General features: G+C 44.1%; 18 protein-coding genes. 8 read left to right on the top strand and 10 right to left on the bottom strand.

Annotation, left to right across the window (positions count from 1 at the left end):
• Nucleotides 1-218: 218 nt before the first annotated feature.
• Genes R7E29_RS00605 through R7E29_RS00595 form a run of 3 tightly spaced genes read right to left on the bottom strand, consistent with a single transcriptional unit; the run spans nt 219 to nt 2,671 of the window.
• Nucleotides 219-1,574 (bottom strand): FUSC family protein, encoded by a 1,356-nt coding sequence (locus R7E29_RS00605; RefSeq protein WP_025768098.1) that lies wholly within the window; start codon nt 1,572-1,574, stop codon nt 219-221.
• A gap of 13 nt (nt 1,575-1,587) precedes the next feature.
• Nucleotides 1,588-2,448: an HlyD family secretion protein gene (locus R7E29_RS00600; RefSeq protein ID WP_005435679.1), complete on the bottom strand. Its 861-nt coding sequence runs from the start codon at nt 2,446-2,448 to the stop codon at nt 1,588-1,590.
• A gap of 10 nt (nt 2,449-2,458) precedes the next feature.
• Nucleotides 2,459-2,671 carry a DUF1656 domain-containing protein gene (locus R7E29_RS00595; RefSeq protein WP_005377106.1) on the bottom strand — a complete coding sequence of 71 codons (213 nt, stop codon included), beginning with the start codon at nt 2,669-2,671 and terminating at the stop codon, nt 2,459-2,461.
• 426 nt (nt 2,672-3,097) lie between these two features.
• Between R7E29_RS00595 and aspT the strand changes: the two genes are divergently transcribed.
• The 6 genes from aspT (at nt 3,098) to R7E29_RS00565 (ending at nt 10,364) form a co-directional block, all read left to right on the top strand.
• Nucleotides 3,098-4,813 carry an aspartate-alanine antiporter gene (gene aspT / locus R7E29_RS00590; protein ID WP_025768099.1) on the top strand — a complete coding sequence of 572 codons (1,716 nt, stop codon included), beginning with the start codon at nt 3,098-3,100 and terminating at the stop codon, nt 4,811-4,813.
• A gap of 95 nt (nt 4,814-4,908) precedes the next feature.
• Nucleotides 4,909-6,504, top strand: coding sequence for a bifunctional aspartate transaminase/aspartate 4-decarboxylase (locus tag R7E29_RS00585; RefSeq protein ID WP_025768100.1), 1,596 nt, complete (start codon nt 4,909-4,911; stop codon nt 6,502-6,504).
• 125 nt (nt 6,505-6,629) lie between these two features.
• Nucleotides 6,630-7,487: a pyridoxal kinase PdxY gene (pdxY, locus tag R7E29_RS00580; RefSeq protein WP_025768101.1), complete on the top strand. Its 858-nt coding sequence runs from the start codon at nt 6,630-6,632 to the stop codon at nt 7,485-7,487.
• Nucleotides 7,488-7,697: 210 nt separating this feature from the next.
• Nucleotides 7,698-8,867, top strand: a complete 1,170-nt coding sequence (locus R7E29_RS00575) for a patatin-like phospholipase family protein (protein WP_054576962.1) — start codon at nt 7,698-7,700, stop codon at nt 8,865-8,867.
• Between the two features lie 17 nt (nt 8,868-8,884).
• Nucleotides 8,885-9,313 (top strand): hypothetical protein, encoded by a 429-nt coding sequence (locus R7E29_RS00570; RefSeq protein WP_025768103.1) that lies wholly within the window; start codon nt 8,885-8,887, stop codon nt 9,311-9,313.
• Nucleotides 9,314-9,455: 142 nt separating this feature from the next.
• Nucleotides 9,456-10,364, top strand: a complete 909-nt coding sequence (locus R7E29_RS00565) for a LysR family transcriptional regulator (RefSeq protein WP_017634569.1) — start codon at nt 9,456-9,458, stop codon at nt 10,362-10,364.
• Between the two features lie 286 nt (nt 10,365-10,650).
• Here the strand turns inward: R7E29_RS00565 and R7E29_RS00560 are convergent, their stop codons facing one another.
• The 5 genes from R7E29_RS00560 to R7E29_RS00540 form a co-directional block, all read right to left on the bottom strand.
• Nucleotides 10,651-11,802 carry an ABC transporter permease gene (locus tag R7E29_RS00560; protein WP_017634568.1) on the bottom strand — a complete coding sequence of 384 codons (1,152 nt, stop codon included), beginning with the start codon at nt 11,800-11,802 and terminating at the stop codon, nt 10,651-10,653.
• Nucleotides 11,799-12,965 (bottom strand): ABC transporter permease, encoded by a 1,167-nt coding sequence (locus R7E29_RS00555; RefSeq protein ID WP_054576963.1) that lies wholly within the window; start codon nt 12,963-12,965, stop codon nt 11,799-11,801. Before R7E29_RS00555 ends, R7E29_RS00560 begins: the two co-directional genes overlap by 4 nt.
• Nucleotides 12,966-12,987: 22 nt before the next feature.
• Nucleotides 12,988-13,968: an HlyD family secretion protein gene (locus tag R7E29_RS00550; RefSeq protein WP_005377122.1), complete on the bottom strand. Its 981-nt coding sequence runs from the start codon at nt 13,966-13,968 to the stop codon at nt 12,988-12,990.
• 3 nt (nt 13,969-13,971) lie between these two features.
• Entirely contained in the window at nt 13,972-15,387 is a 1,416-nt protein-coding gene (locus tag R7E29_RS00545) for a TolC family protein (RefSeq protein WP_054576964.1), read from the bottom strand.
• Nucleotides 15,388-15,517: 130 nt separating this feature from the next.
• Nucleotides 15,518-15,745, bottom strand: coding sequence for a hypothetical protein (locus tag R7E29_RS00540; protein ID WP_005377125.1), 228 nt, complete (start codon nt 15,743-15,745; stop codon nt 15,518-15,520).
• Nucleotides 15,746-16,221: 476 nt separating this feature from the next.
• Here R7E29_RS00540 and R7E29_RS00535 point away from each other — a divergent pair, with 476 nt between their 5' ends.
• Nucleotides 16,222-17,841 (top strand): sensor histidine kinase, encoded by a 1,620-nt coding sequence (locus tag R7E29_RS00535; RefSeq protein ID WP_017634566.1) that lies wholly within the window; start codon nt 16,222-16,224, stop codon nt 17,839-17,841.
• Nucleotides 17,838-18,524 (top strand): response regulator, encoded by a 687-nt coding sequence (locus R7E29_RS00530; RefSeq protein WP_054576965.1) that lies wholly within the window; start codon nt 17,838-17,840, stop codon nt 18,522-18,524. Before R7E29_RS00535 ends, R7E29_RS00530 begins: the two co-directional genes overlap by 4 nt.
• A gap of 91 nt (nt 18,525-18,615) precedes the next feature.
• On the opposite strand, the gene R7E29_RS00525 is transcribed toward R7E29_RS00530, so the two are convergent.
• Both R7E29_RS00525 and R7E29_RS00520 read right to left on the bottom strand, forming a co-directional pair.
• Entirely contained in the window at nt 18,616-20,751 is a 2,136-nt protein-coding gene (locus R7E29_RS00525) for a TonB-dependent siderophore receptor (protein ID WP_054576966.1), read from the bottom strand.
• 99 nt (nt 20,752-20,850) lie between these two features.
• Nucleotides 20,851-21,816: a helix-turn-helix domain-containing protein gene (locus R7E29_RS00520; protein ID WP_054576967.1), complete on the bottom strand. Its 966-nt coding sequence runs from the start codon at nt 21,814-21,816 to the stop codon at nt 20,851-20,853.
• Between the last annotated feature and the right edge of the window lie 160 nt (nt 21,817-21,976).

Genomic DNA, 21,976 nt, shown 5'->3' with positions numbered 1-21,976 from the left:
TGTGTTTGCTGTGATTGATGTTGTGAATGCAGTGTTTTTAATTGCATTTCGTAAATCAATGAGAGGATTTTATGGTGGGTAGAGAAATCCCGTTAATCGCTTTTGATGGATACTATCCTCGCTTTATGGGTGAGGTAGGAATAGGGCAGCGAACAAAGCAAAAAGCCCCGCAGAGCAAAAGCAATGCAGGGCTTTAGTTTCAAGAACGGAGGTGACGCTTAGGCCGTGACGCGAACACGGAACAGATCGGTAAACAACTTGGCAATCATCAAAATGATCATAATGTTTACCAGCATCAGCAATGGCGTTTCAATTCGATACGCTGGGGTTAAGTTGAGCGCACCCGATGTCAAAACAACCAATAAGTTAATACCTAGAATTCTATGTACCATTAGTTTTGGTGTGGAAAAAACCTTCCAAATCACAATGATGTTGATGAAGTAGAACAAGGCAAGTTGCCATAGCTCGGTCATCATTGGCATTAAGAAAATGTATTGCAGAAGGATTACCGTCCCCGTGCCTATCACCCCAAAAAAAGCATCCTTAATAATGCTCGGTGGCATGGTAGGAACGAGTGACGAGAATACACCGGCCAGCATAGGGAAAATGAACCCTCCGGGCACAGGAAGGTAAATCCAGATCAGCAGCGACGTCACGAACATGGCGACACCTTGCAGTACCTTTCTGCCGTCTTCATTCAAATGCTGGATGAAGGTCCGATGCTCATGAGGCCAAACAGTACTGTTATCGCCTCGCATGACAAAAGGGACGTCGCCAATTAATGATGTACTCGGCTTTTTCATATCAAAGCTTTGAAGTTGCTGTGCTAACGTCGACCAATCAATCTCATTACGTTTCGGCTTATCGGCTTGTTCTAGCAATCGGTCTTGGAGCTGTGCCATCTCATTTAAACGCGCGCGCCATAGCTGACGATGCTCTTTTAAATGGTAGCTACCAGTGAGCGGCAAGCTGATCAGTTGGAACAGTTTCTCTATGTTAATCGTATTGGTTTCTAGTGCTTCGATATCAATGTGGTGAGGGTTATTCATGGCGTTAAGCATTGTCTCACGGCTTGTCTCAAAACGCTGAACGAAGTTTTGTTCCGTGTTTACTGGCCACACTAAGCGATACACAATCGAAAAGGTGATCACACCAAGAATCGTCTCCTGCATACGAAGGACGGCGAAGTGGAACGTTGCTTGATTATCAAAACCACCCATACAGGCGACAATTGAGCACACTGCAAAACCGATTGTAAATACATAGCCATATTTCTCGTCGCTCGACATAAATATGCACACACCCAAAAACAAGGTGAAGAAGGTGAGGAACAAAAAGCGGTCTTGAGAGAACATCGCGATAAGAAAGAAGGCATAACCGATGCCCAATAAGGTTCCCAGCAATCGGTTATTACCTTTGTTTATCGAGTGTGCGAAGCTTTCGTTCAATGCCATCACCGCGACCGCAATTGCCGCCCAGTAAGGTTTCTCCCATTGAAACCATAAGGCAAGACAGATCGCGATAACGATAGAGAGCGCAGCTTTGATCGCTTCTTTGGTAGAGGCGCTGAACATAACAATCACCGAATTATTTAATGATTTTGATAGAAGCCGTCATACCCACGCGAAGTTGCAGATCGTCTGGCAGTTCATCCAGTTTTACTTTGATGGGAATACGTTGAGCCAACCGAATCCACTGGAAGTTCGGATTGACATTTGGCAGGAGGTCGTTGCCTGTGCTGCCATCTTGCTTTGCAATTCCGTAGCCGATGCTTTTTATTTCACCTTTTAGTTGCACATCGTTGTGCATCATCAAGGTTACATAAGCAGTGTCTTCAGGATTGACGCCTACCAGATCTGTTTCTTTGAAGTAACCCTCTATCCAGAAGCTGTCTTCATCAATTAAGGCTACGACCGGAGAGTTGGCGACCACTTGAGAACCGACGCGTAAGTTCAAATTAGTGATGTAACCATTCGTTGGAGCATAAACTTTGGTGTAATCAAGGTTCAGTTTTGCTTCCTCTACATTGGCTTTCGCAAGTTCCACGTTGGCCACCGCCGTTTCTACCGCATTGTTTAGGTTGTTCAATGTCAGTACCGGTACGGCTCCAGGTGTGCGCTTTTCTAACTTAAGTGCGCGTTGCTCTTCGTTTTTTGCTTTTGCTAACAGAGCGACCGCTTGCTTTTGAGTCGCCAATGCTTTGTGGTATGCCGCTTTATAGATGCTAGGGTCGATCTCAAACAGTAAATCGCCTTGTTTCACTTGCGAGTTGTCTTCGACATACACGTTAATAACTTGTCCTGTCACACGCGGTGTGATTGAGACAATGTATGCACTGACTTGACCGTCTCGTGTCCAAGGACTGCTTGAGTACGACTGGTAATAGCTGAAAATCACACTGCCAGCGGCACAAAGCAGTAGCAATGTGATGAGATAACGTTTAATCACGGGGTTTGCCTCAAAAGATGGTAATGAATCGACCAATAACGCCAGTAAAAATCACAATTAGGCTTAGCTCAGCGAGCGCGGGAAATGCAACGTATTTGTGGAGTCCCAGTTTTGTTGCAACGGTTCCAACCAAAATGGTGAGCATGTAAGCCAATGCAATAACCAGCAACAAGGGAGGGAAGTAAACTTCGCCCCACACAAGTTCATGTGGCATTGAGTTCATGGTGTTCTTCTCTATTAACTTGATGAATGTAAAGATAAGGCAAGTGATGGCATCAGTGATAATCGCTTTTGCAGGATCTAATCCATCAAACGAAAGGTGCTATGCGCTATATAGAGGGAATAGCGCAGCAAAGTAGCTTTTTGGACAGTGAAAATAAAAATAAATTTATTTTCCAATTTATTTGATGCTCATTTAATACCACTAAGTTATTAAATTTTCGACAATTATTGTTCAATGTTTGCTTTTGAATATGCGAAGTGATGGTTTCATCCTTCAAATGGGATTACTAGTTGTGAGGTTTTGTTTCTAATATTCGCTTCGAAGCAAACGAGATGCTTTTTAAATTAAATAATCCAACAAATATGAGTGAAAGATTATTCGTTAGATTATTTGAGTTTTATATTTATTAGTAAGAGTAAAATTGTCATGGAAATTATTTCTAACCTTTTTGACATGGCACCATTTATAGCTCTCTTTATTACGCTCTCTCTCGGTTATATGGTTGGTAAAATTACCATTGGTCGATTTGTTCTTGGCGGTGTTGCCGGAACATTATTAATGGGTGTAATTATTGGGCAATTTGGTGTTCATATTGATCCCGGCGTAAAAAGCATTTTCTTTGCGCTCTTTATTTACGCAGTAGGGTATCAAGGTGGTGCGCAGTTCTTCAAAGCACTGAACTTTAGAACCATCAACATTCTACTTTCCGCTGTAGTGATGACGGTGTCTGGCCTGCTTTGTGTACTAGCAGCAGCTTGGATGTTCGATCTAGACAGAGGTACGGCAGCAGGCCTTGCAGCTGGTGGTTTGACTCAATCGGCAATCATCGGTACAGCGGGTGATGCGATCGCACGTCTTGGTGGTGTGACAGAAGAAGCGAAGCACCTAATGCAGACCAACGTCGCAGTAGGCTACGCAGTTACGTACATCTTTGGTTCGCTTGGTCCAATTCTGATGGTGACATGGGTATTCCCAACACTGATGAAGTGGGATATCCGAGCAGAAGCGATTGCTCTAGAAGAGAAAAATTCAAATGGTAAGCGTGATTTAGCGCCGGGTGAGTTCAACGCTATCACAGCGCTGGTTACACGAGCATTTAAAGTGAGCAAAGATGGTAGGCTAGCAGGCAAAACCTTAGCTCAGTTAAACCAACACGCTCTGGCTGCTTGTATTGAATTGATTCAACGCGATGGCAAAGTGCTAGACGTGGACAAATTCACAGCACTGAAAGAAGGGGATGTCATTGTTGTAACAGGTCGTCGTAATGCGGTACATCAGCTGCAAGATGGTTTGGCTGACAACGAGATTGCACTTCCAGAAGGCTATGAAGTTATAGAAGAAAACCGTCAACTGATCGCAGACAGCCGCAAACTGATTGGTAAGTCGCTGCAAGAGATTAAAGAGGCTTCGAACCAAGGCTCTATGCGCGGTATTTATGTGACAGACTATATTCGTGAAGGCAACTCAATTGAAATGACGCCGGATCTTGTGGTGAAGAAAAACGACGTCATCCAGCTTACAGGTACCGCAAAAGACATCAATCGCGTTGAGAAAAACATTGGTCAGCGAATGGGCTCAGCAAACGTGACTGACTTAATCGTGCTTGGTATGGGCATGGTGGTTGGCCTATTAATTGGTCTAATCAGTTTTAAGATTGCTGGTATTCCCGTCACTATCGGTTCTGGTGCAGGTTGTTTGATCTCAGGTTTGATTGTCGGTTGGTTGCGTAGCCGCAATCCGCATGTTGCTCAGTTTCCTGTGGGTGCCGCGAACTTTATTCGAGATTTCGGTTTGGCAGCATTTGTGGGCATTGTTGGCCTTGAGGCTGGGCCTCAAGCGGTCGACACCATCAAAGAACACGGTATGTCTCTGTTGTTCCTTGGCATGGGTGTAACGATTATCCCTCAGATTATTTCGTTCTTCTTCTCATATTTTGTATTGAAGATTAAGAATCCAGTTGAAGCACTTGGCTGTGTGACAGGTGGACGAAGTGCGAACCCAGCATTTGCGGCTTTAATGGAAAAAACAGGTAATGCAACACCAGTATTCTCATTCACCGTGACTTATGCAGTCGCCAATGTACTGCTTACCTTATGGGGTCCAATTATTGTCGGCATTATTACTTTAAACGCAGGCATGTAATTTAAATAAATTCGAACACTCTTATCGCCTAATTAAATAGGCGGTAGGGGAAGTATTATCCAAATTTTACTAAATAATAAATTCAGGTAAATATTATGACTACGCAAAATACAACAATTGATTTTTCAAAATTTGCAGATTTAAGCCCATTTGAATTAAAAGATAAACTTATTGAAGTGGCACAAACTGTTCCTGACCGCGCTTTATTAGATGCAGGTCGTGGTAATCCTAATTTTCTTGCGACACTACCGCGTAAAGCGTTCATTCGTTTGGGTGAGTTCGCAATATTGGAAGCCGAGCGCACTTATTCATACCTAGATGGTGGTTTCGGTGGCATTCCAGACGGTGTGGGCATTGTTGAACGCTTTGACACGTTTGCAAGCGACAATAAGAAAGACCAAGGTGTGCAGTTCTTAGAAAAGTCGCTGAGCTACGCAAAAGACCGTTTGGGTCTAGAGAAGCAAGCTTTCTTGAATGAACTGGTTAATGCATACCTTGCATGTAACTACCCAGTGCCACCACGTATGTTGACGAACATCGAAACCGTTGTGAAGCAGTACATCGCAGAAGAGATGTACGGCCCGATGCCAATGACAACAGACTTCGATCTGTTTGCAACTGAAGGCGGTACAGCGTCTATGACGTACACCTTCCAAACTATGTTCAACAACGGTCTATTAAAGAAAGGTGACAAGGTTGCGCTAATCACTCCAATCTTTACGCCGTACCTAGAGATCCCAGAGCTTAGTGAATACGAACTGGAAATCGTTGAGCTACGTCTGGATGAGACAACATGGCAACTGCCGATGGCTGAAATCGAAAAGCTTGCAGATACAGACATCAAACTGCTTTGTGTCGTGAACCCAGCAAACCCAGCGTCTGTGAAGTTCTCGGATGAAACTCTGGATAACCTATCAAACTTCGTGAACAACGAACGTAGCGACCTGTTCATTGTGACTGACGATGTATACGGCACATTTGCGGACGACTTTGTCTCACTGTTCGCGAAACTGCCATACAACACGCTTTGTGTTTACTCGTTCTCGAAGTACTTCGGTGCAACAGGCTGGCGTCTAGGCTCGATTGCGATTCAACACAACAACGTGTTTGACGATGCAATGCGCAGCCTTCCTGAAGCGCGTCAACTTGAGTTGGACGATCGTTACAAAACACTGACTCCGGAACCTCGTGAGATTAAGTTTATTGACCGTATCGTAGCAGACAGCCGCAGCGTAGCGCTTAACCACACAGCAGGTTTGTCTCTTCCTCAACAAGTTCAAATGGCGTTGTTCTCATTGAACTGCTTGATGGACTCAGAACAAAACTACAAAGAAGCATGTAAACGCATCATCCGCGAGCGTTACAAAACTCTGTACAAAAACATGGGTGTAGAAATTGAAGAAAACAAAGATCGTGTGGACTACTACACACTGCTTGAGCTCGACACTTTGGGCGGCAAATTGTACGGACCAGCCTTCGTTGAATGGTTCAAAGCGAGCGAGAAAGGCAAAGACTTCCTGTTCCGTCTTGCACATGAAACCGGCGTTATCCTACTTCCAGGCCAAGGCTTCGATGTAGTACACGCATCAGTTCGAGTTTCGTTAGCAAACCTTACTCATCACGAATACGAGCTTATCGGTCGTGCAACGCGCAAAGTGTTGGATGAGTACTTCGCTGAGTTCCAAGGCTAATTAATCCAGCCTGATTAAGAATAAGCCTCGGCGTTGTCGAGGCTATTCCGACCAAATAAGCACAGTGCGCGATATTGTGTTTATTTAGTCGCCAAGCTAACAAACTTCTCAATTAAGAGTGACTTATGAAAAGCATTATTTCTATTCAATCTCATGTGGTTTATGGCCACGCAGGAAACAGTTCTGCCGTCTTCCCGATGCAGAGAATGGGCCTCGAAGTATGGCCAATCCACACGGTTCAGTTTTCAAATCACACTCAGTACCAGCAAGGTTGGACTGGACAGAAGTTTGGGGCAGATGAAATTCATTCTCTAATGAAAGGCTTAGATAACATTGAGAAGTTAGGAGAATGTGGCGCGATACTGTCCGGTTATCAAGGCAGCGCAGAGCAATGTCGAGCGGTGGCCGAAGCGGTAAGTTTAGTCAAATCGCGTAACCATAGTGCACTTTATGTGTGTGACCCAGTTATGGGTGATCCAGACAAAGGTTGCATTGTGGCAGACGGTGTCAAAGAAGCGATAAGCCATAGCTTGTTGCCCATCGCTGATGTGATTGTTCCTAACCAGTTTGAACTGAGCGAGTTAACAGGTGTGAAAATTAACTCTCTTTATGATGCGGTCACTGCATGTAAAAAAGCCTTAGAGTTAGGACCGAAAATGGTATTGGTGAAACACCTGCATGCACTAACAGATGACGCCTTCAGTATGATTTTAGCGACGCCGAAAGCAAGCTATTTGGCCCAACGACCTAGTGTTGAATTTGCTATGCAGCCAGTCGGAGTCGGTGATTTAATTTCTGCGATTTTTACCTCTTGTTTGGTGAAGAAGATGTCTCCTGTCGCAGCCTTTCGTCATACACATAACGCCGTTTACGGTGTATTGGAGATCACAAAAGGCTATGGCACATGGGAGCTACAGACGATCAATGCCCAATACGAATTTGTCGAACCGACGCATGAGTTCAACGTCGTGAAAATTGCTTAGCGCAGTACCTAATTAACGGAGAAGCGTAAAGTTAGCATATAGAAACTTGGCATAATTGCTTTGATGGATAGCATCCTACAATCGCGATTATGGGGTTTAGCCGTGCCTAGCTATAGTAACTCCAAACAACGAAACGGACTTCATTTTGACCCAATTAACTTCAAACTGAGTCTCTGGTCATACGCCAGAGAACATTAAATGAGACTGATTATGAATCGTTTAATTTCCTCTGGTGTGACGGTTGCACTTTCGCTGCTGATAGTAGCTTGTAGTTCACCTCATACGCTGGATGTTCGTGTTTCTCAAAGCAACTATAAAGATGTCGAGATCGCGAGTTCGACACCAAATGAGCCACTTCGAATGTGGGCCAATGAAGCGCCGGATTTTCTCTACTCAGCGCACAATCAAACCACACCGATCAAAGTAGAGGGTGAACAGCTCAATATTTTGGCCTTATCGGGTGGTGGCGTAAACGGTGCATACGGGGCCGGCGTTTTGATGGGGCTACAGGAAAAGGGGGAGCTAAAAGATTATGCCATCATTACTGGAGTCAGTGCGGGTGCCCTAATCGCTCCTTTTGTTTTCATTGGCGGTGATGCGATGCCAAAGATGAAAGAAGTCATGCTCAACATCAATGATAAGAATATTTTGGGTAAGAAGAACTTCTTAAATACCCTGTTTAAGGACGCGTTTACCGATGGTGAGAACCTCTATGATTTCATCGCAGACGCTTACCCTGAGCCCATGATCGAGGCGATGGCGCAGCAACACCGCAATGGTAAACGCCTCTTTATTGGCAGTACCCATTTTGATTCAGGCGAACTGGTGATTTGGAATATTGGTGCGATTGCGAACAGTGATTTAGTGGACAAATCTGAACTTATTTACAAGGTGCTTGCTGCGAGCGCATCGATCCCTGGTGTTTTCCCTCCACAATTTATCGATGTTGAACATGATGGAGAAACACTTGAGGAGTTACACGTAGATGGCGGTCTCGCAGCGCAGGTGTTCTTTAATCCGTCTAACTTCAACTATCAACAAATCTCAGATGCTTTGGGGTTAGAAAAAGCGCCTCAGTTGGATGTGATTCGCAATGGTGCGTTAAAAGCGCCGTATCATCCACTAAAAGACAAAGGTTTGGACTTGGTATCGAAAAGTGTCTCAAGCCTTACGCTAGCGCAAACTCGTGGTGATCTCTATCGAATGAAATACATCAGTGAAATCAACGATATCGAGATGCAGTTTACCTACATTGATCAAGATTTCAGGTACGCCAAAGTAACGAAAGATATGTTCGATCACCGCTACTTGCTGACGATTTACGAATATGGATTCAAAAAAGCCACCCAAGGGCAACTTTGGGTAACTGAACTCCCTTAATACAGGAAAACGATACAATGAAAAAAGCCGTTCTTACACTCATGATACTTACCGCTTCCGCGACTGCATTCGCCCAAAGTGGAGCCCATCTTGACCAGCAAAAAGTGGATAGTGATATGCAGCAACTGTCTGCAATCAAAGAAGAAGGTGCAGCCTTTATCATGATTGACGAGAACTCGAGTTACGTGGCGGTCGAGTTCGTGGGAAAGTGGGAAGAGATCAACAACTATGTGTCACACAAAGAAGCGAAAAAACGTAAATTGGAAAAAGTGAACAAGCAGTTCGTGTACTCTCAGGTCGGTGAAACGTTGGAGTCACTTGAGCAAAAAGTCGTTGACCACATTTACGCTGATCAACCTAAATATTTCAGTGTCGATGTCTACCGCGATTACCATGGTGACTCAGGAGAATTCAACTATTTAGCTCGTGTCGTTGAGTACAACTAAGTTAGAGAAAACCTACTGAAGCTAGTAGGTTTTTTTGTGTCGTCGAGAAGGAATTCAAACGCAGATTGTTTCCGTTACCAAGTAGCAATTCTACGATCTTGTGGTAATTTAATTAGATAACTCTAAAAAGTAAGCACAACCTATGAATTTTAGTTTTGAACAACTTCTCGCGTTCGTAACCGTTTATGAACAGCTTTCGTTTAGTAAGGCGGCGGTCAAACTCAATAAGCACCGAACCACAATAGGGCAGGTGATTACCAATCTTGAAGACCAACTGGCGGTCAACCTGTTTGAGCGAGTGGGGCGCTCGGTAGAACCGACAGAAGATGGTCATCTTCTTTACCACTATGCTAAGCAAACCATCGAACAAGCACGTACTTTCGATAAAGTCGCATTAAGTCTAGCTTACGGTGGGTTAGAGAATGTTAGTATCGCCTATTCAAGCGCTATACCACACCGTTTTCTTGTATTGCTTCGTATTCAATTAGCAGCAGATTTTCCGATGATGCGAGTTAACTTTCTTGTTCGTAATCGCAACGAAATTAAAGAGGGTTTACAGAATGGTGATTATCAATTCGGTATTGTCAATGTGCATGATAGTCGAGCAATACATAGTCTGGATGCGACGTTTTTAGGTCATTTTGAATTTGTTCCTTTCGTCCAGAAAGGTGGTGAACTCGCTTCTATGGCACCAGATCGAGTATTGACAGCCTTGAGGAATAGTAAACAATTTGTACTGCGGTCTCTTATTGAAGAGGGAATGGGCGAAAAAGTCATCGTAAGTTCGAACCATGAAGAGGTCGACCAATTGGCCCTTGTGGTGAAAATGGTTGAAGCAGGTTTAGGATGGGCGATTCTCCCCAGAACGTTTGCCCATTCGGAGTTTTCTAATAATCATATAGAGCCAGTGGAAGCTTCTGAATTATTGGAAGGTTTTAAGTTTGGTTTTGGCCTATGGTGCCAACCCTCTAAGCAAGTCGGTGATGTAAAAAATTCAATCATGAAGGTCGTTACAGAATACCGAGAGAAAATAATCCGTGATATGACTTAGCGGCGACATGTATCCTGCTCATCCCTATCAACAACAAGACTCAATGTGAGTCTTGTTTTTTTGTGTCTGAAAAACGTTATCTTTCTAGCGAAGACTAATGTCTATTGGAAGGATATGACCCTCTATATGAGAGTATGGAATCCATACTTTTTGGCTTAATCTAATCTCGCTCAATGGGTAAGCCCAGAGCAAAAAGTGTTTTTACCATATGTCCGCTGCAAGGACGCAGATTTTCAGCCGGGTTTAGTTACCCGGCTTTTTTTATAGTAATAGAAAATGTCAGCTGTCACCCCAAGCTCTCTGTTACAACTGGCTTGTTACTTCGCTTAGCAATCCAGTACGCAACGCTACCCCAAAGCACAGTGAGTGCCCAAAGTGCCGTCCAATGTAGAGCGACTTGTTGCCAGGTTGCCCCCATTTGGTTTAGCGCTAAGAAAGCTTTGATCGCCCAAGTGCTTGGGCTTAAATCAGCAATCCATAGTAAGGGAGTAGGTATGGCTTCAATCGGCCAAATAAAACCAGCCAAGAAAATGAGCGGCATAGAGCTCACTAAGACGACTAAGGTGACAAGTTCACGCCGAGGTAATAAGTAACCTAGCCAGAAGCCTAGTCCGCAACAACCTAAAAAGAACGGGAACAACATAGCCAGCAATTCGCCCGCATTGGCGATATGGTTTACGTTTAAGCGTTCGAAGCTAAAACCAAAATAATAGGCGCCGAGTAAATAATAAATTGCCACAAATACTAACGTTCTCGCAAGCAGCAGCGATCCCGTTGATACTTGTGACCAATAGCCACGACCATGACGCTGTGTTCCCGTTTGCAATCCAACCGCCATGATCAACGTTTGTTGTAAAATCAGAACAAATACTGCCGGCACTACGTATTCGATGTAACCCATGGTTGGGTTGAACGTCGGTTTCATATTAAGCTTAATAGCAGAGTAATTATGGCTAGCCATACTCATGGGCACACCATCTATCACCATTTTACTGACTTTCACTTGGGCCCCTAATGTGCCTCCCGCTTGGGCCAATCCTTCTACCACGGTTCCGTACACGAGAAAATACGAGGCGTCCGCAGCGTAGGCCAGAGTCGGGCTTTTACCTAGCATTAGGTCTTTGTAAAAGTGTTCTGGTATGACTAAAAAACCGGTGATCTCTCGTTGTAAAAATGCTTGCTTTGCATCGGCAATCGTATGAAGTCGAGTGACTACGTTGACTTGTGGGGTGGCATCAACCATACGTTCCAGCTTTAAACTCGTCTGACTACCATCTAGATTAACAATCGCGATTGTTTGTTCACGAGGCGTTTGTTGTGCATAAGGCAAAGGGTATAAAAACGAGTAAAATACGACACCACCAAACACGGTCAACGTAACGACTGGATTGGTTAGAACGGCCTTAAGTTCCGCTTTAATCAGTTGCCACAATGTCATACCGCCTCCTTCGCTTGGCGTGTTGATGAAGCTGTTCGATGTTTACCCATCAAGGCTGCGGTAATGAGCAGAGGCATAACGTAACCAATCATAGGCCATAGCGAGCTTAAAGATTGCGCGGCCGATGCTCCATAGCTTGCTTGACTCACTTGTACTTCAATGTAATGGGTAATCGGCAATAATGAACGCCATGCATAAGCGAGCGTGTTCATGTCAGAAACTGGGAATGTAATTCCCATGAACGCGAAGCTTGGAGCCGTAAATGCGCCAGCAAAACTCATCGCACGTGCAGGATCCATCGACAAGAAGAAGAACAACGCTCCCATAATGATACAGGCGATAACCGTCGCCAATTGTGCTAATAGCATAACCACAAAACTGCCTTCCATTGGCCAATCAAGCACGGAATAAAACCAGTACAAGAACAACGCACCTTGCGCCATAAAGACCGGAATGTACCGACTTAATAAGGTAGTGAGCCTGGCGTATGGCTTTTCGCCCCAAAATGCAAAGCCATTCTTTCCACCATAAATGCGAAAGTGCGCGGCAAGAATCAAAATAGTGCTTACTACAATACATATTTGCCAAATGGCTGGCACGATAGCCGTTACCAAAAATTGTGCGTAGTTATTGTTACGGTTAAATAATGCGGTTATTTGTGTTGACACGGGTACAGCCTGTCCAGCCGCTGCTAACGTTGTGGTGTTACCCTTAGCCAAGTTGCCCATTACTTCAACCTGAGCGTCGAAATAGCCTTGTGCTTGCGCAACAGCAGAGTTGATCAGTTTCGCTACCAAAATGTACTGACTGTTGTAAAAGACAGAAAGTTGAGGTTGGCGGTGCTGGAGAATGTCTTGGTCGAACTTAGATGGGATGACCGCGTAAGCGTAGATATCGCCTTCAATCATCGCATTTTTTGCTTCGCTTGCACTGGTGTAGTGATAGTTAACAGCCAGACTCGACGACGCATCCAAAGATTGAATGAGCTTTCGAGAAAGTTGGGAATGTTGTAGATCAACCACACCGATTGGCAGATCCCGGGCAATGCCCGCAGAGAACACTCCCCAAATCATCATCGCGAGCAAAATCGGTATCCAAGTAAGGCACGAAAGCAACCACTTGTCTCGTCGTAAGATATGCCGCTGTGAAATCTTAATCGTCATAGCATTAACCTAGTGGTTGTGATTAAAGTTCAACGACAACACTCATTCCCATACGCAGTTCAGGTTCGGGTTGAGCTGGACGAGCTTCTACTTCAAAGGTACGAAGATCAAAACCTTGAGAAGCATCGGTTGCTCTCCACGTTGCAAAGTCACCCATAACGGCAACATGCGTTACTTTGAACTCAACATTTTTATTTAAGGCAGGCAAATAGGCATCAAAGGTTGCTCCTTTTTTAAAGTGTTGAAGGTAATCTTCACGCACATTAAGTGTCGCCCAGGCATCTTCTGTATCTATCACAGTAACAACCGGGAAGCCCTGAGGTGCTAATTCACCACTTTGAAGTAGAACTTGAGAGACTTCGCCGTCAAACCAGCTGTAGATCTGAGTATCTTTCGCGTACGCTTCTACTTCGGCTACGGCACCTGATGCCATGCGCGCTTTTTCCGCCGCAGCCACTTTGGTTTCACTTCTAGCGCCTTCTTTTGCCATTTCGTACATTTGAAACGCAGCACTTTCTGTGTATTTCGCTGCTTGCCACTGAGTTAAAGCTTCATCGCGCTTTTGTTCTGCAACAACGCCATCGTTATAAAGGTTATTCACACGATTGTAGGTTTTTTCCATTAAATTCGCAGCGGCTTTGGCTTTCATCCACTGATCTTTTGCTGCTTGGATTTGTTGCTCACGTGCGCCTTTCTCAGCTTCTTGAGCTAAGGCGTCCGCCGCTTTTTCACCTGCTTTTGCTTGTTCTAACTTCGCTTCAATTTCAGGACTATGAAGGGTAAAAATAAGCTGACCTTTCTCTACATCGTCGCCTTTACGTACCATTACCTCATCAATACGCCCTGGAACTTTTGAGGAAATGCTGTATTGTTGGGCTTCAATTAATCCCTGTAAGCGGATCGGTTCTGGTTGATAGGCTTGGTAAAATTGATACCCAACCCAAGAGGCAACACCCAAAGCACAAAGTGAGAGTAAAACGGGTTTTAGTGATTTAGCTGCCATGATTTATTTCACCTCTTTGGATGTTGAAGCAGGGATATAAGCGGTATTTTGATATTGTTCGAAGCTGTTCATTTCACTGCTCAATGCGAGTAGCTTGGTTAAAGATATTAAATAGCGGAAACGCGCCGCTGAACGTTGTGTTTCTATACTCGCGACATAAAGTTGTGCATCCACAACATCCAGAGAAGACGACAGACCCTGAGTAAATGCTTTTTCACGCAAGCGCAGGTTTTCGTTAGCGAGTTCAATGCTAGATGCGAGCCCTTGTACTTCATCAATGGCTTGCTGAGCCTCCAAGTATGTCTTTTGGACTAACAGCGATAAGTCTTGTTTGGCTTGGGACTTTAATGAGTCGACCTGCGAGACGACGCTTTGAGCGGCTTTGACTTTTTCGCTTCGCCCTGATGATTCAATCAGTGGAATGCTGACACCAACACCAACTAACCAGTCAGGCTTCATTTGGCTTGCGAGAGAATCGTCTTCATACAAGCTGTAGTCGCCGTAAAGATAAACTTCAGGGTAGTATTTCCCTTTTTCTGCTTTGATTAAGCTAGAGGCTTGTTTGTGTTTAGCGCTCAGAAGTTCTAACCCCGGATAGGTAAGCAACGTTTGATCGACAAAAGCGGTAAGAGGGGGAAGACTGTCGTTGATAAACAAAGATTCAGCGGGCTCTACGGCGTCATCTTGTGCGAGTAATTTACCTAATGCAGCCTGAGCGATACTCAAATCGCTGGCAGCTTTACGTGTTTCTACGGATGCTTTATCTAAAGAAGCCTCGGCTTGCAGGCGCTCAACGTGCGCGATTTGTCCTTGCTCTTCAAGCTTAATGGCAAAATCTCGATGCTTTTTTAGCCCTGCTTCAACCGCTTGCCGCGTTGCGAGTACTTCCTTTGCCAGTACGACAGAAAAGTAGTACTTCGATAAATCTTCAAAACGCGCTTGTTGTTCCATTAGAAGCTGACTTTTCGCCTCATCCGTTTTGCCTTCTGCTGCTGATTGAGCCGCAGAAATTCGACCACCAGTAAAAATTGGCCAAATGGCACGAATAGACGAAGAGAAAATATCGCGCTCGGTTATGGTCGAAGTGGTATTAGCTAAGGCACCAAAAATAGGCTGAAAAGCAGGAGGTACGTTAATGTGTGCTCCTGTGCTGTCTAGGATCTGTTTTCCCGACAGCGTGATATCGGTATCTAAACGCGTGTAATTCGCGCCAATAGTAACCTGAGGTAAGTTGAGATTGCTGGTGGCACTCTCTTGGTATTGGTAGTTCTCGACGTTTGAGCGTTGAGCTTTAAGAGAATAGTTGTTTTCTAGCAATAGCTGCCATGCGGTATCAAAAGTGATCGGTGCCGCATGACAGGTAAGGGAAATCGAGCTGCTAAGTAAGCCCAGTATCCAAAACTTTCCTGTTTTTTTCATAATGGCTGCTTTGTCGTAGAGTATTAGCTCTAATATAAAGGATTCGTAACTGCGTGTTAAGTAGGAGGGAAAATTGGGCAGTAGTATGCGCCCAGTTATATTTGTGCTGGGCGCGGGAGATGTTACAAATTTATTTCGTATATGGACAGTGAAACTCCGCTCTCCACTCGAGCTGACGAGAACCTCGCATCGTATTCAATAGATCTTTTCCACTCATTTGAGGGAACGATAACAGGACTTTGAGATCAGAAGTACCGCCTCCGTTTTTTTCATAAGCCCTGACGTGTGTAAATGTTGAATACATATTCTCTGACAGCATCGCCTTATTCAGGCATATTCCAAAGGTATCGCGTTCCATGTTTGGTGTTCCTTCTAACTATAAATGCACCTCTGTTTATAGTTTTCCAGTTTTCAGATGGTGTCTAAGTGTTTGTCATATAGTCAGTATTTGTATTTTGTTTTATTTGTGTCCAAACCACTGACATCAATGTTGAGCTTTTAATAGACTTCCAGCTTCACTGCTTTCAAACCGAAACTCTCATTGGTTTCGTTGATTAAAAATTATACGTTGTAAAGTCTAAAAACGCCTCAAAAACCGCTAAAATCGATGTGATCACGATCATGATTTTAAGGGCAATTTATGTATGGAATTGAGTATCAGAGAGGAATGCTAAATTTGGTGAATGGTTGTAATTTTATGTTTCAGCTCGTCGATTAATTAACCGTAAACTCTGCGGTTTGCTTGTCTTCCTCACAGATTTATCACCGCGACAACGTCATGCTGTTAACTGAGTGTTAACGTTACGCTCAAGAGTGAATCACAAGGATGTATCAATGAGTTGGAAAACCATCAGCTTTCGTAAGCGGATGCTCATTATCATGACGCTATCGGGGTTGATAGAGCTGTTATTGCTTGTCGCCGCAGGGTTCACTTATCTCAAAATCAATCAAGAGCAAGAAATGGGAGAAAAAGCACTGGGTGTTGCCCGTTTTTTAGCGGACTCAGCGGTTGTTCGTGAAATGATCGAAACCCAAAACCCCCAGCCATACCAACTTCGCTTTAGAGAATTAACCGAAGCCATAGGTGCTGCATTCATCGTTATTGGCGACCATAAGGGAGTACGCTTAATCCACCCTGTTGATGAGCGGTTGGGCAAGCCAATGAGAGGTGGCGACAATCGTCGAGCGCTAGAACAGGGGTTGTCTTATGTTTCGACGGCACAGGGCTCGTTAGGTTATTCAGTTCGTGGTAAAGCTGCGATTTTTGACGAGCAAGGGAACATTATTGGTGTGGTTTCAGTTGGCTATTTGCTCGACCGACTGCAAGACCGCATCGAACCATTTTTGGCCTTTTTGATTTTAATGGTCATCGTAGTTGTCGTCGCTAATGCCGTTGTATCCAATTATGCGTCGAGAAAGTTTCAGCGCGCCATTTTAGGCTTTGAGCCTGAAGAGATAGGGCGGTTGTACGGCGAATTAGAAGTGACGATGAGCACTATCAAAGAGGGCGTGTTAAGCATTGATGCCCAAGGGATACTTCGCTCGATAAATCGTAGTGCCTGCCAGATTCTCGGTATTGATAGAGAATCAGCGCTCAATAAACCTTTGACTGATACGCTGCGTGATAGCGACCTATATACAGTGTTAGAAAGCGGGCAGGAAGATCATGATATTGAAATATTCCTTAATCATAAGCGCCTGATTGCAAATCGCTCTCCAATTTATGTTGATGGAAAAATCGTGGGGGCGGTATCGAGTTTCCGTTTAAGGGATGAAATCAATGATCTAACCGAGCAGCTATCACAAACCAAGGAATATGCAGATTTGTTACGTTCGCAAACCCATGAACATCGAAATAAGCTCAACACCATTAGTGGGCTAGTACAAATGGGTGAGCTTGATGCGGTGCAAAAGTTAATTGGACAAGAAACCGCACACTATCAAGCAATGATTGAGTTTTTAAGAGATACCGTTAAGGACCCGCTAATTGCAGGTATGTTGCTTGGAAAAACTGAACGTGCTCGCGAGTTAGGCTTACAACTGGTGGTTGAGGAAGGCAGTCGTCTGGAGCCCCTACCTGAGTGGCTAAATTCGGAAGACCTTGTCACAATTTTGGGTAATTTGATTGATAACGCTTTCGATGCCACGTTAACTTCAATTCGCGATGAATCAAATGTTGCGTCAGAACGCAGAAACATTGATGTGTCCGTTAGCGATTACGGAAATGAAGTGATACTTGAGGTGATAGATCATGGTTGTGGCCTCCCAAAAACAATGGATCCACAAACATTATTTACAAAAGGCGTTTCAACGAAATCTCGTCAAAATCGAGGTGTTGGTTTGCACCTTGTCAATCAGCTTGCTACTCGATATCACGGCCATGTTGAGATGATACCCAATACAAATTATGGGACAAGAATAACGGTGTATTTACCCAAGGAAGAACAATTATGAGTATGGCGACTCGCGTAATGATCATTGAAGATGATCTGGCTATTGCTGAGCTTCACCACAAATACTTAAGCCAACTGACAGGTTTGGAAGTGGTCGGAATTGCGACCACGAGAATGGAAGCGGAAATGCAACTCGACATTCTTAAGCCAGATTTACTATTGATGGATGTCTATCTTCCCGATGGCACAGGGCTTGAGATACTAAATACACTGCGTGCAAGTAACCAAACGTGTGATGTCATTTTGATTACAGCCGCAAGGGATGTCGATACGTTACAACAGGCGATGAGGGGTGGCGTTGTCGATTACCTGTTAAAACCAGTGATGTTTCCACGTTTAGATGCCGCACTGAAAAAGTATGTGTCCCAACGCCAACAACTAGACATCGTAGAGAGTTTGGATCAGAACCTCGTTGATAAAATGCTGCAGTCTCACGCCAATCAAGACAACTTGCCGAACCGATTACCAAAAGGGATTGATGGTGTAACCCTAGACAAGATCAGAGAGTTGTTCCCAAATGGCAGTGCGCTGACCGCTGATGAGGCAGGTGAAAAAATCGGAGTGAGCCGAACAACGGCGAGGCGCTATTTGGAGTATCTGATCAGCACTGGTGAACTAGAGGCTGATTTAAACTATGGGTCGGTAGGTAGGCCAGAAAGGTGCTATAAAAAAGTGACGCGGTAGCGTTTATATTGATGCTCTATGCAAAATAAAAAGCGATGGCTTATTGTAGAAACCATCGCTTTACAAATTACTGCTGTTCCGCTCTAAGAGGTTAGAAGTTGTATTCTAACTTCGCTTCGATAGAGCGCTCAGCGCCAAACCAACAGTTATTTTTGTCGTAACAAGAATAGTATTCTTTATCGAATAGATTGCTTGCAGAAAGCGTGACGCTAGCCCCTTTCATTGATTCAGATACCGTTGAGAAATCGTAACTTGCTGCCAAATCAAACAAGGTGTAGTCCGGTACTTTTTGACTATTCTGTGCATCAATTTGTGCTTCCCCGACATAGCGAACGCCAGCACTGGTACGAAGGCCTGAAAGATTTCCTTCAAAGAAGTAATTGGCCCATAGAGAGGCCGTTTGCTCAGGTACCCAAACCGGCGTTTTACCTTCTTGGTTGTAATAACTGTCCTCGGTAATCTCCATATCGGTATATGTATAGCCTAGAGTGAAATCAGCTTGTGCTGTGGCTTGCCATTTTGCCTCAAGTTCAATACCTTGTGATACCACTTCGCCCGCTTGATAGTTCGGTGCATATGGATTATTCGGATCGGTCAAGATCGCGTTTTTCTTCGTAATATGGAAGAGTGCTAAGCTACCTGAGATATCACCAGATAATGGTGCGTATTTAAAGCCTAACTCCCATTGATGACCGGTTGATGGCTCAAATGCTTTACCAGAAGAGTCGGCACCCGCAATTGGCTCAAAACTTTCCGAGTAAGTAAGGTATGGCGAGAGACCAAAGTCTAGCTCATATAAACCACCGACTCGGAAAGATACGTTGGTATCGTCTAACTCTTCCTTGCTGTTGGATACTGTTCCTAGATAATCGCTAACGGCGTCTGTATTTGAATCGTATTTATCCCAACGAAGACCTGCAATCATTACAAGTTGGTCGTAACGAACTTGATCTTGGAAATAAACGCCAATCTGCTTCGTTTTGATATCCAAGTTTTGTTTGTATTGGAAATTCAGTGCATTACGATCAATGCTGTTGTGGTCAGGATTAAAAATGTCCTGAGTTAGCGAATACCCAAGCGTGTCTTTGTATTTTACATCTGAGTCTAGATACTGATAATCAAGCCCGAACAATAAGTTATGTTCAAAATTTCCTGTTTTAATGTAGCCAGATAGTTGGTTGTCAATCACAAAGGATTTGGACTTTTCATCGGTTAAATAGGCATTTCGACCAACGGTACGGTTATCCGCTTCAAGTGCACCGTTATATGTGTTTTCCTGATAGGCATCGGCGGTCATGTAGCGGGCATTCTGTAGAAATTGCCAATTGTTGTTAAAGTCGTGTTGGACTTTGTAACCCATCATCAGAACTTCGCGTTCGTAAGTGTTCCAGTCCTCATCCCCCAAATAGGTGCTTGGTGACATCGAGCCAAGTGGGTTTTTAATCACTGAGCCAGATGCAGGCACAGTCGTGTAGATACCTGCTGATGGATCATTTTGATAGTAAACATTCACGTTCACTAATGTGCTTTCTGTCGCTTGCCAATTGAAAGATGGGGCGAGTACATAACGTTCGTCTTCAGACGTATCGGCTTGACCATCTCGCTGTTTTGCCAGGCCGACGATACGGTAATCAACATTAGAATCACCAATTTGTCCTGTGGTGTCGAACGTCAGTTCTTTTAGGCTGTTAGTCCCTGTACTAATCGAGACAGAGTGCGAGGGTGTTGACTGAGGCGCCTTGGCGATAATGTTGACCATACCTCCTGGTGGAATATTGCCGTAAAGAACAGACGTTGGCCCTTTAAAAACCTCGATTTGCTCAAGAGCAACGGAATCGACCTGCGGTTGAAGGTTCCAACCGTTGTACAGCAAAGGAAGACCATCATAAAAGTTGGTGTAGTTAATAAAACCACGAATATTGAATAGGTCAAGTCGGGAAACGGCACCACCACGCAATTCTGTATTTACGCCAGGCGCATAACGCAATGCTTCGCTCACCGAGTTTACGCCGCGTAGGTCCATGTCATCTTTAGTGATTACCGTGATCGCTTGCGGTGTTTCCTCCGGTTCTAAAACGGTTTTAGTTGCGGTGTTTCGGTATGTTTCTCCTAGCACCGTAATCGTTTCGTGTTGGGATATGCTCTCAGTCGCATTGGCGTGGCCAGCGAGCAATGCGGATACGACGATAGCAACCGCTGAACGATGAAATCGAATCGGACTTTCCATATTTATAAATTCCACTACTTTTTCTATTTATTGATAATGATTGTTATTTGTATTCTATATTCAAAGAAATAGGAAAAGTTAACAATTTGGTGCAAAACACTAATCTTTGGAACTTATTCTTCTGTTCTTAGGTTTTAAAGATAGCGCGTCGTTTGGCTCGACAGGAATCCAATACTGCATTTGTGCTTGTTCGCTATCAACATCATAACCTTCTGGATAAAGCTCTAACTCATAACCATCGATAGCATGATAATTAGAGTAGGGTAGCCAATGTAAAATAAACCATTCCAGCGTTGAGGCGAGCTCTGATGCTTTGCCTATGTGTGTAATGACGGCGTAGGTTTGCTCTGGAACAGCCAAGAGGTCTAACCCCGAGTTGGAAGAGTTCGTTGATCTTGGTGCGTTTGCTGTTGGACTGCACTCATAACCTGCCCAATACTCAAGTTGTTGGTTGTTTGAATACGCTTGAGTCACATCAATCACGCCAAAGTAACTACTTTCCGAATTGTTAAGGTTTTCAGATGAATAAAGACGTGACCAAAGTGACGGTACTTTGGATTGGAAATTGGGCGTAGCGGAAAACAATCCGTGAATAGGTTCATGATAACCAGCAAGTTCAAAAGCCGGTTTTGTTTCTATTCGAACTTCAATAAAGCGCTGATGTTTTTTCTCTTCTTCTGGTGTCTTACGCAGCGTCAAAGGTTGCCTCAACCCGGAGAGTTGTTGCGTTTTTCGATATTCGCGGGGGCTTTTTGAAAACATATTCCTGAACGCTCGGCTAAATGCGTGTTCAGATGTAAATCCCATTTCTATCGCTATATCTAACGAGCGGTCAGAAGTATGGATTAAGCGCTCAGCCGCAAGGCTAAGTTTAAGCTCTCTGATATAGTGAGCGACGGATATGCCAGTGTGTTGTTGAAATACGCGTTGCAGTTGCCAGCGAGACCAACAACTTGCTTTCGATATTTCATCTACGCTCAGAGTGCTGTCTAAGTTGGTGTGAATGTAGTCAAGCACCGATTGTATTCGGTTTATGGGGTGTGGGTTAATGGCGCTTGATTTCATGGCGTTCTACTTTCACATTAATAGTGATTTCATTATCTTTAATTGAGTATCATTATCAATAGGATGATGAAATAAAAAGTAAGTAACACAGATCACGATAAAACTGTAATGGATTGCAAGTATGAGTAATTATTGCCCATATTAGAGTTTTTGCTTAAAT

Origin of the sequence: Vibrio sp. Vb1729, from assembly GCF_033338655.1 — a bacterium.
Classification (GTDB): domain Bacteria; phylum Pseudomonadota; class Gammaproteobacteria; order Enterobacterales; family Vibrionaceae; genus Vibrio; species Vibrio alginolyticus.
This window is presented reverse-complemented; position numbering and strand designations above follow the sequence as displayed.